General features: G+C 43.0%; 10 protein-coding genes. 6 read left to right on the top strand and 4 right to left on the bottom strand.

The annotated features are described in order from the left end of the window. Positions 1–7 precede the first annotated feature (7 nt). A complete protein-coding gene (gene pepT / locus VIG27_RS08840; RefSeq protein ID WP_394522127.1) occupies positions 8–1,234 on the top strand; it encodes a peptidase T in 1,227 nt (408 codons plus the stop codon). Positions 1,235–1,311: 77 nt separating this feature from the next. On the opposite strand, the gene VIG27_RS08835 is transcribed toward pepT, so the two are convergent. Genes VIG27_RS08835 through VIG27_RS08825 form a run of 3 tightly spaced genes read right to left on the bottom strand, consistent with a single transcriptional unit; the run spans position 1,312 to position 4,264 of the window. Continuing rightward, on the bottom strand, positions 1,312–2,316 hold the full coding sequence (locus VIG27_RS08835) for an ATP-binding cassette domain-containing protein (RefSeq protein ID WP_394522126.1): 1,005 nt from the start codon (positions 2,314–2,316) through the stop codon (positions 1,312–1,314). Beyond that, positions 2,313–3,014, bottom strand: coding sequence for a GTP-binding protein (locus VIG27_RS08830; protein ID WP_394522125.1), 702 nt, complete (start codon positions 3,012–3,014; stop codon positions 2,313–2,315). The genes VIG27_RS08835 and VIG27_RS08830 overlap by 4 nt, the downstream gene beginning before the upstream one ends. Beyond that, entirely contained in the window at positions 3,011–4,264 is a 1,254-nt protein-coding gene (locus VIG27_RS08825) for an ABC transporter substrate-binding protein (RefSeq protein WP_394522124.1), read from the bottom strand. The genes VIG27_RS08830 and VIG27_RS08825 overlap by 4 nt, the downstream gene beginning before the upstream one ends. 437 nt (positions 4,265–4,701) lie before the next feature. On the opposite strand from VIG27_RS08825, the gene VIG27_RS08820 reads away from it, so the two are divergent. Beyond that, entirely contained in the window at positions 4,702–5,763 is a 1,062-nt protein-coding gene (locus VIG27_RS08820; protein WP_394522123.1) for an inorganic phosphate transporter, read from the top strand. A 30-nt stretch (positions 5,764–5,793) separates the two neighbouring features. Then, on the top strand, positions 5,794–6,417 hold the full coding sequence (locus VIG27_RS08815) for a DUF47 domain-containing protein (RefSeq protein WP_394522122.1): 624 nt from the start codon (positions 5,794–5,796) through the stop codon (positions 6,415–6,417). Positions 6,418–6,483: 66 nt separating this feature from the next. Here VIG27_RS08815 and VIG27_RS08810 read toward each other — a convergent pair whose 3' ends face one another. Continuing rightward, entirely contained in the window at positions 6,484–7,374 is an 891-nt protein-coding gene (locus VIG27_RS08810) for a LysR substrate-binding domain-containing protein (RefSeq protein WP_394522121.1), read from the bottom strand. Between the two features lie 430 nt (positions 7,375–7,804). Between VIG27_RS08810 and VIG27_RS08805 the strand changes: the two genes are divergently transcribed. From VIG27_RS08805 to VIG27_RS08795, 3 genes are read left to right on the top strand one after another with little or no spacing between them, the layout of a single operon-like run. After that, positions 7,805–9,247: a non-oxidative hydroxyarylic acid decarboxylases subunit C gene (locus tag VIG27_RS08805; RefSeq protein ID WP_394522120.1), complete on the top strand. Its 1,443-nt coding sequence runs from the start codon at positions 7,805–7,807 to the stop codon at positions 9,245–9,247. Between the two features lie 25 nt (positions 9,248–9,272). After that, positions 9,273–9,479 carry a non-oxidative hydroxyarylic acid decarboxylases subunit D gene (locus tag VIG27_RS08800; protein ID WP_394522119.1) on the top strand — a complete coding sequence of 69 codons (207 nt, stop codon included), beginning with the start codon at positions 9,273–9,275 and terminating at the stop codon, positions 9,477–9,479. 40 nt (positions 9,480–9,519) lie between these two features. Then, the gene (locus tag VIG27_RS08795) at positions 9,520–10,899 is read left to right on the top strand and encodes an SLC13 family permease (RefSeq protein WP_394522118.1); all 1,380 of its coding nucleotides are present in this window, start codon (positions 9,520–9,522) and stop codon (positions 10,897–10,899) included. The last annotated feature ends 12 nt before the right edge of the window (positions 10,900–10,911 follow it).

Genomic DNA, 10,911 nt, shown 5'->3' with positions numbered 1-10,911 from the left:
GATCATTATGTCAGAAGTATTGAATCATTTTTTTAAGTATATATCCTTTGATACACAGTCAAAAGATGAAGTGGAAGCAGTTCCAAGTACGGAAAAGCAGCGGTTATTGGCCCAGGAACTGGCAGCAGAGCTTCGTGCCATGAAAGCAGAGGATGTGGTGGTTGACGAACACAGCTATGTTTATGCCACCATCCCTGCTACCGTTGAAAAATCCATTCCAGTCCTTGGATTTATTTCCCATATGGATACATCTCCTGCCTATTCCGGCGCGGGAGTGAAGCCTCAGATTGTAAAGAATTATGACGGAAGCGATATCCTCATGAATCAGGAAACAGGTCTGACCATGAAGGTCAGTGATTTTCCGGACTTATTAAAATACAAAGGCCAGGATATCATTACCACCGACGGAACCACTCTCCTGGGTGCGGATGATAAAGCAGGTGTTGCTGAGATTATGACTATGGCAGAGTATCTTTTATCTCATCCGGAGATACCTCACGGAACCATCCGTATCGGCTTTACTCCGGATGAAGAAGTGGGAAGAGGTGCTGATTTCTTTGATGTAAAGGGATTCAATGCGGATGTGGCTTATACGGTTGACGGCGGCGGCTTGGGTGAGTTGGAATATGAGAATTTCAATGCCGCTTCTGCAAAAGTCCGGATCAACGGAACAAGCATCCATCCGGGGTCTTCCAAAGGGAAGATGAAGAATGCTCTGCTGATCGCCATGGAATTTCACAATATGCTGCCTGTATTTGAAAATCCTATGTATACAGAAGGGTATGAAGGCTTTTTCCATTTGGATTCCATGGCTGGAACCGTGGAACAGGCCCGCATGGATTATATCATCCGTGACCACAGTAAGGTGAAATTTGAAGAAAAGAAAGCACTCATTAAACGGGTGGAGGAATATTTGAATAGCCGTTATGGTGCCGGCACCGTAGAGCTTTCGTTAAAAGACAGCTACTATAACATGAAAGAAAAAATTGAGCCGCATATGTACCTGATCGACATTGCAAAATCCGCCATGGAAGAACTGGGAATCGAGCCTCAGGTCACACCGATCCGCGGAGGAACAGACGGCGCCCGCTTGTCTTATATGGGGCTGCCCTGTCCGAACCTGTGTACCGGAGGTTATAATTTCCACGGTAAATTTGAATTTATTCCGGTTCAGTCAATGGAAAAAGTCGTAGAGCTGCTTCTTAAAATCGTAGAGAAATTTACAGTAAGATAAAAAGTACAAAGCAAAATTGCTGCAATACAAATGGACAAGAACCTCCAGATGTAATGCAGCAATTTTGTTTATTTGATTTATTCTAAGATCTGGGAGGATAATGTACTGCCTTTACGCAGTTCCTGTCTTGCATTCTGTATGAGAGAATCCATTTTTTCAAGCTTATCGAGCAGTTCTTTTTCTTCCTTTGTTGTTTCAATTACTTTGCTGATCCCGCCGTTTTTGATGACGATCCGTTTATCCGCCATAAGGGCCAGGAGGGGATCATGGGTCGCCATGAGTACGATTTTATCGGAAGATACCAAAAGATCCAGTGCCTTTTTCCGGTCGATCCCTGCATTTTCAATCTCATCAATCAACACGATGGGAGAGGAACTTAAGATCGCAGTATCCGCAATCATAAGGGCTCTTGACTGACCGCCGCTTAAGCTGGTAACAGGAGTGGTCAAATCAAACTTTTCTCCGGCCAGATGGTTGGCTGCTTTAATGATCTTTTCGATGACGGACTGCGGGTCCTCCACCATACGGCTGACTGCGTGCATGTTCAAAAAATCATACACGGTAAGATCCATCACAAAATTCATATTCTGAGAAAGCTGTGCCACCAGACGGTTATTGGAGGAAAAACGCCATTTATTGTCCGGTGTCTCTCCGTTGATCAAAATGCTTCTCCCGGTTGGTGTATCATTCTGGGCTGCCCATTCAATATCGGCAAGCAGACGGCTTTTTCCTGAACCTGTTGGGCCGACGATGGAAATGATCTGTGATGTAAGCACCGTAAGTTCTGCAAACCCTTCCGGATTGCCAGATTTGTCATGACCGGCTAAAATCGTCATGGAAAGGACCTGGTTTTTCTTTTCCATTCCAAGAAAAGCCTGCATCTGTTCGATATACACAGGAAAATCCGATAATAGTTTTTCTTTGTCAATGGCCTGGTCTTCCAGTTCTTCTATTGAAAAATGATCCAGGAATTCTTCAAATGTTTGTCCTTCATAGCCGGTGATGTCCAGTTTGTTCTGTTCAAAGTATGACAGGGCAAAGGGATATTCTTTTAATATTTGCTCCAGTGTCTGGTTTATCATGATTGATCAGCCCCCAAATTCATCTTTTTAATATTCCCCATCTGATAGGCCTCCCCGATCCTGGTTTCTCCAAGACAATAGGAGCAAAGGGCAGAAGGCATGGGGAAGCGCAGCTTCATGCCCTGAACCGTTTGAATATCCTGGTTTTCATCGTATAAAAGAGTGCCAAGTTCATAGGCTCCCTGTCCCGTTAATCCATTGACATGCATGGTAACTGCGCGAGGATTGACAGAACTTACGCAGGAGGCAAAAACTTCACGTTCTGCCTGGGATACGATGTCGCCTTTGGTGATTACAACAAAGTCTGCGGATTTTAACATGGGACCGATTTTTTTTGGTGTGTTGATGCCGGATAAATTATCGATCACACAAACTCCCTTAATGTCCTTTAAATAAGGAGAACAGCGGTTGCATAAACCGGCGGATTCCGTAATGAGCAGATCCAGCTTCTCCTGATTTCCCCAATTGACCACTTCTTCTATATTAGAGGCGAAGAAATGATCCGGACATAAAGCTCCTGACAAGCCTTTTTTTACGGGAATCCCGGCTTTTTCATAGGCCAGATCATCATCGGTATACAAACAGTCAAATTTTACAACTCCCACTTTTATGTTTCTTCTATTATAAGAGGCAATGACTTTTAATATGATTGAGGTCTTCCCGGAGGAAGGAGGCCCCGAAAAAATGATCAGATTCATAAGATCTCCTTTTCTGCGGCATGATAAAACGTTTGCTCAACAGTCTTTATCAGTTCGCCGATATCGTGATTGTGGATAAAGTCCCAGCCAAGCCACATGAAATTCTGGCCTTCCTTTAAATGATTGTCTACCAGTGGATTGGTGGAAGGGAATTTTCCGTTGGAGGAAAGTATCTCGCCCACTTCTTTGGAATAGAGGAAGTCTACAAAAGGCTTTACCTTGTCCCGGTTCTTTTTTCTGGCAAGAAGAAATATAGGGCTGATAATGGCACCTTCTTTCGGCCAAACAGGACGCATCGGGCCTTTTTCATCTGCCATGCTTGCAAAAAAGTAAGGTGTAACCGAAATTACCGGTACTTTGGCATCGCCTTTTGAAATATGGGATTTAACCATCTGAGCCGGATGCATGCTGCGGAGAAGGGATTTTCCCATTTTTTCCACTCCTTCCTCTCCATAATAACGGTAGATATGAAGGATAAATGCATTGAACATATCCAAGTCCTTCATTGGAAGGCTGATACTATTTTCAAATTCAGGCTTCATTAAGTCCGCCCAGCTTTCCGGCATGGGACGGTCACCAAGAGCGTTTATATTAACCATGAAAATGGCAGGGACCACACCGATGATGGCATACTGGCCTTTGGGATCTTTTAAGGAAATGCGATCATTATCAAAATCAGGATTGATTTGATCCAAACCTGAAATATCCTCAAATTCACCGGCTTCCCCATAACGTCCCATCAGCCCTTTATCAAAAAACAGATCAAATCCTGCGGACATATAAAGATCAGAAAGCAGATCGGCATTGCCATTTGCGGCAATCACACGCTCTTTCACATCGTCAAGACCCAGGTTCGCAGATTTTAAGTCATAGTCTACCGTATAACCAAGGGTTTCCTTGTGTGCTTCCAGCCAGGATTCAAATTTTTCCATCAACGGAAGGCGTATGGGGCAGGGCAGTACTCCTTCAATGCGGATATCGCCTCCATTTTCCTTTTTCATAGGTGCGAGTCCGGCAGATGGATCCGGAGTTGCCTGTTCGATGGCTTCGGACAGTTTTTGCATAAAGGCTTCCTGATTGAGCTTTTTCATAGAAAGTGCCATTTCCAGAGTGACGGTTTTACCAAGTGTGCGGCGCATAACGGGATTGCTGAGGTTTTCAAAACCATTTGCAACGAAGAAATTAATAGTATCCGGATATTTTTCAGTGATATCATATATAGTATCTGTAGCTTTTACATCGTTTTTCATAGTCTTATCCTTTCCTTTATTAAATGGTTATTTATACACTGCTTATTGTGAGTACTATCATATCATAATCGTTTTGTTTTGTTTGTTGTAAATACAACAAAGTGAGAAATGCTTCATGATACAAATTCTCACATCATGAAAATACCACATTCAAAAGCATCATACCATAGAATGTAAAATTATGTTAAAATTTTTTTGAATTAAATTTTACAATCAAGATTGTGTTGTTTTATTCTTTATGCTATACTTACTAAGGTTTGTCATTTTTTGCGATTAAATATACCTTATTTAAGCTCTGAATTATATGGTTTTGCAATATAGCAGACAAAACCTCTTATTTGGATGAAAGATAGTTGCAAATGATACAATCCATGAAAGAAATACGGTGACTGCAGTGAGATAATGGGAGCTGCAGCGCGAATTTTGGAGGTGATTTCTTGGGTATTACCTTAAGTGAGTTTTTGCAGGAACTGACAAAAAATCTTCCGCTTGCGATTGTTTCTGTTCTGACATTGGGTGTGATTCTTGTGAATGGCTGGACAGATGCACCGAACGCAATTGCAACTTGTGTATCCACCCGCTCCTTAAAACCCAGAACAGCGATTTTAATGGCGGCAGTGATGAACTTTGTCGGAATTTTAATTATGACCTCGGTAAATGCTACGGTTGCCATGACCATCTATAATATGGTCGACTTCGGACAGGGAGCAAATCAGACCGGTGATGCACTGACTGCACTTTGTGCGGCCTTGTCAGCCATCGTGCTTTGGGCAGTTCTTGCCTGGAAATTTGGAATTCCCACAAGCGAGAGCCATGCACTGATCGCAGGTCTCAGCGGCTCTGCAATTGCGCTTCACGGAAGTCTGGCAGGAGTCAATGGAAGTGAATGGGTAAAAGTAATATACGGACTTTTTGCTTCTGCGATTTTGGGATTTAGTCTGGGCTGGATCATGACAAAACTGACCGAACGGTTATGTGCACGTGTCGACAGGGGAGCAGCACAGCCATTTTTCCGGGGTGCACAGATTGCAGGTGCTGCTGCTATGGCATTCATGCATGGAGCCCAGGATGGCCAGAAGTTTATGAGTGTATTTTTACTCGGTACATTTCTTGCCAGAGGCAATGGCAATGAAAGTTCCTTTGCGGTACCCCTTTGGCTCATGATTTTATGCGCCCTTGTTATGGGACTGGGAACTTCCATTGGTGGTATGCGAATCATTAAAACTGTTGGCATGAGTATGGTAAAACTGGAAAAATATCAGGGATTTTCTGCTGACATTGCGGCGGCTGCCTGTTTGCTGCTTTCCACTTTGACTGGTATGCCGGTCAGTACGACCCATACGAAGACCACGGCAATGATGGGCGTAGGAGCATCAAAAAGAATCAGCGCAGTGAATTGGGGCGTTGCCAGAGAGATGGCGCTTGCATGGATTTTGACGTTTCCAGGCTGCGGTTTGGTTGGCTTTTTGATGACACATCTGTTTTTGCGAATTTTTTAGTGTGAGGCGGTTCTGAAAGGAGAAAGAAACATGGCAAGAAGAAGTGACAACGATTATTTCACACTGTTTGTCAAGATGGCAGACGTTGCTCTGCAGACCCAAAAGTTACTGACGGAGATTCTGGCGGATTTTGATCCGGAAAAGCTAAGAGAACAGCTGGATAAGCTCCATGGATTGGAATCTGAGGGTGACAGACATACCCATGAACTTATGAAGAGAGTTGCAAAGGATTTTGTGACTCCCATAGAGAGAGACGATATCATTGCACTGGGAAGAGAGCTTGATGATATAACCGATAATATTGAAGATGTTTTAATTAAAATTTACATGTATAATATCAAAGCCATCACCCCGGAGGCCATGGAAATGCTTAAAGTGGTTGGACAGTGCTGTGAAAAAGTGAGCAGCGTTGTAACTGAATTTTCTAATTTCCGTAAATCCAGCACCATCCTAAAGGATATTGTAGAAATCAATCGCTTGGAAGAGCTTGGGGACAACTTATATATCCAGGCATTCCGTAAATTATATACGAAAAGCGGTGATCCGCTGGAGACGATCGCATGGTCAGAGGTATATAAGCAGCTGGAGAAATGCTGTGATACCTGTGAACATGCAGCAGACGTTATTGAATGCGTCATTGTAAAAAACACATAAAACTTCAAAACCCCTGGTTTCTTTTTTGTATAAAAGAAATTCAGGGTTTTTTTAATGTCAGAAGCATTATAAACTTTTAAAAAAGTCCATCAGTGCATTGGCTTTTTCATATAGCTGAGGATTCTCATCAGTGGGCAAAAGTTTAACAAGACCAATTTGAGTTGTTACTGCATTTCTGATGCGGTAATACGTCAATTGGGGGAAAAGCTGAAGATTCGCCAGCTGCTTGGGAAGAATGGCGCAACCTCCTTTTTGAACCAAAAGTGGATAAATCATCATATGCCTGGGAAAAGTTCCTGCAAGCTCACCTTTGAATCCAATATGATTTAACTGATTCTTAGCCAATTTGTAAATATCGGAATCTTTAGAGATCGTGTAGATACTTTCCAACTTAAAACCAGCCAGATCAATTTCGCTGCCCTGTTCAAATGGATAGGTATCCTTATTACATACAAGTACCATTTCATCGGTTACCAGGGGCAAAGCTTCATAGCCCTTATCGGGAAGAAAATCAAGACGGCAGATTGCGACATCAATCTCCTTTTGAGAAAGCTGCTTTAATAAATTATTTTGATCTGATTCCATAATATCAATGGAATAATTGCAGTTCTTTTCCTGAAATTGGAGCAGCGGCTCCATGATCCCGCTTTCAGCCAGGCAAGGTATCGTACCAACGGCCAACCGGTAGACACAGGGAGAGATTCCGAATTTATTTAATTTAAAACGGAGTTCATGAGAGCATTTGCGGATATTGAGCGCATACTCCAGGTATATATTTCCTGCTTCCGTAAGTTCTGCTTTTGCGTTGCTTCTTGTAAACAATACAACACCAAGTTCATTCTCAATCGCCTTTATGTGCTTAGATAAAGCTGATTGTGATATGTAAATACTGTCGGCTGCGGTAGAAAAGTTCTTATGCTCCGCTAATGCCAAAAAATCATCGATCCATTTGATCATAAGTGTTGCCCCCTTCCTGCTACATATGCAATATGAAGCAGTCACTCTAGTTATAAAATAATAAAAAACCATCTTTTTTAAGATAATTTGTCATCAAAGATATTATAATACAGAATGGGCAGAAGGAGAATATGATTTTGCTATTTTCCTTTGACATTTTCGAATACACTCAAAAGACATAATTCGACACAATTCGACATACAATGACAAGACTTTATGTTTATTTCAACCATTTATTTTGTCAATATAGTATGTTTTTTCGTTTGTTTCTCCAAATATAATAATACTAACAATTATATGCGTTTCTATTTTGGAATATGCCTTTGCATTTTTTTGAATTGCCATAAAAATTATGTATGTTTATAATGTGGGAAGTTGGTTAAACCAACCGGAAATCACAAGCAGTTACATAAGATTAGGAGGAAGATTTATGGCAAAAGTATATCATGATTTGCGCAGTTTCCTTTCCACACTGGAGGAAAACGGACAGTTGGTGCGGATTAAGGATGAAGTAAATCCAGAACCCGATATTGCAGCAGCAGGAAGGGCAGCGGCAAATATCGAAAATGGTCCCGCTGTACTTTTTGAAAAGGTTAAGGGGTATCCCTACCGCGTTGTGACGAATGTGCATGGGTCATGGGCGAATCATGCACTGATGCTTGGTATGAACAAAACAGCTTCTACCAAGGAACAGTTTCTTGAAATCAACCGCCGCTGGGACAGGTTCCCCGTCAAACCGGAGATTCTTTCCAGAGAGAATGCTCCCTGTAAGGAGAATACCATTGATAATCCGGATGAGATCAATCTTTTTGAAATTCTCCCCCTTTACAGGATCAATGAGCAGGACAGCGGATTCTTTCTCTCTAAGGCATCCATAATCACAGCTGATCCCAATGAACCGGATAATTTTGATAAACTGAACGTAGGAACATACCGCATTCAGGTCAAAGGGAAAAACCGGGTGGGAATTCAGGCACTTGCATTTCATGACATTGCCGTACAGCTGGAAGCGGCGGAACGGAAAAATGAAAAGGTTCCGATCTGTATCACTGTGGGCAACAGTCCTTTGGTCACTTACATGGCATCCACCCCTGTAATGTATACGGAGAATGAATATGAATTTGTGGGAGCATTGCAGGATGGCGTACCGACACAGATTGTAAAATCAGATCTTTATGATAATTTATATGTTCCTGCAGGGTCTGAAGTGGTTTTGGAAGGATATATTGAACCTCGTGTTCGTGAAGTAGAAGGACCTTTTGGAGAATTCCCCGGATCCTACTCCGGTTCCCGGCGCCAGTGTGTTATCACCATTACCCATGTGACACACCGCACCAATCCGATTTTTGAAAATCTTTATCTTGGAATTCCCTGGACAGAGATTGATTATTTGATGGCGCTCAATACATCCGTACCTCTTTATCAGCAGATCAAACGGGATTTCCCAGAGGTACAGGCAGTCAATGCCATGTATACCCATGGAATCGGATGTATCATATCGACCAAGGTACGTTTCGGAGGATTCGGAAAGGAAGTCGCTTTCCGTCTGCTTTCCACCCCTCATGGAGGTTCTTACAGCAAAATCATTATTATCGTAGATGAATTTGTCGATCCATTCAACCTGCCCCAGGTAATGTGGGCGTTGACAACCAGAGTTCGTCCGGATAAGGACGTGGTGGTGATCCCCAATTGTCCGGGAATGCCGTTGGATCCTTCTTCCTACCCGGCCGGAATCCATTCTAAGCTCATCATTGATGCGACCACACCGAAAGACCCGGAACCGAATCCGCGGGAAGTGGAACTGCTGGAACCACCTGTTGGCTATGAGAAGTATGAGGCACTGATCCGGGATCTGATGTCTAACATGAAATAACAAATGAGAAAAGGGGTAATGAAATATGAAATGTCCACGTTGTGACGGCAATAAAATTGAAGTAATTGCAACTTCACCGGTTGGCAATGTCTGGGAAGTTTACGAATGTATGGATTGCTTTTATTCCTGGCGCTCCACAGAAACTCCCAATGTGCATGATAAGTTCAAACTGACCAGGGAACAGATTGATCAACTGCCCGTGATCCCTCCCATTCCTCCGCTTGATAAATAACCCCGGCGGCAGTATACCTCAAAAGAAAGGAGCTTTTACGATGAAATACAATAAGCAGGTTATAGGTTTTTTCAGCGGCATTATTGTTTTGATCGCTGCCTTGCTCCTTCCACTGAACGGGCTGGCATGGGAAGGACAGGTATTTCTTGGATTGACTTTGATGACGGTAGTCTGGTGGGCCACGCAAGTGGCCCAGTCGGGATACGTTGGCGGTTTTTATATTGTTTCTCTGTGCCTTCTTAAACTGGCTGATACGAAGGTAATATTTGCAAGCTGGACGGGGTCCACACTCTGGCTGGTTATCGGTGCTTACATGATTGCGACCGCGGTGAAACGGTCAGGACTGGGAGAACGGATTTCTTATATGTACATACTGAAATTTGTAAAATCATGGAAAAGCATTATTATAGGGATTTTTGTGCTGACGCTTATTTTATCATTGCTGATCCCGAATCCATGGTCCAGGGCCTTTCTCATCATGTCCGTGATGTCCGTGATCATAAAGGCGGCCGGGCTGCCAAAAGAGGATGCCGTTAAAGTAGGCTTCACCGTATTTGCTGCTTCGGTTCCGGTATCGCTTATATTTATGACCGGTGAATCCATTATCAATCCTTTGGTTATAAGCTATTCCACAGAAAGCATTAACTTTGTGCGCTGGTTTGTGATCATGGGTCCTCCGGCCATCTTTTTAAGTCTGCTGAACATCCTTTTGATTTTTATTTTATTCAAACCAACAAAGGAAGTTCATATGGATTTTGAAGAGGTGAAAAAGGCACAGTCAGATCTGGGCAAGATCAGTAAAACAGAGATACGGACACTGATCTGGATCGTGATTGCTATCATCCTATGGGTTACCAGTGGGGTTACCGGTTTGGATGTGGGCTGGGTGACGTTTGCCGTGGCCATGTGTTTGTCCCTTCCTGTAATTGGGAATGTTTTGACGGCAAAAGAATGGGGAGAGGTGCCCGTCCATGTGCTGGTATTTCTTACCGCAGCCATTGCCATCGGAAAGGTGGGAGCAGAAACCGGGCTGAATGATTGGCTGGCCGTTACACTTTTACCTGAAAAAATGCCGGAAAATATCTTTATGCTTGCGATTTTTATTGGTGTCATCGCAGTTGTGATTCACATGTTTATCGGTTCGGTCATTGCCGCAATGGGAGTCGTAGTCCCTGCGGTTCTTGTTTGTACCAATGCGCTGGGAATCGATCCATTTGTCGTTGCAGCCATTATTTACCTGGTGATTTATTCCCATTATGTGATGCCGTTCCATCATCTGAATGTATTGGTGGGATTGGGAGAAGAAAACGGAATGTATACCCAGAAAGAAACCATGAAGATGGGAATTCCTCTGCTTGTGCCTGTATTTCTGACCGTTATTTTTGCGGTTTCATGGTTTTCTTTTCTTGGACTGATATAGAGGCAAATCTAC

Source organism: Lacrimispora sinapis, assembly GCF_043633585.1.
Classification (GTDB): domain Bacteria; phylum Bacillota; class Clostridia; order Lachnospirales; family Lachnospiraceae; genus Lacrimispora; species Lacrimispora sinapis.
The sequence above is the reverse complement of the archived record's forward strand: the minus strand, read 5'-3'. Positions and strand labels throughout refer to the sequence as shown.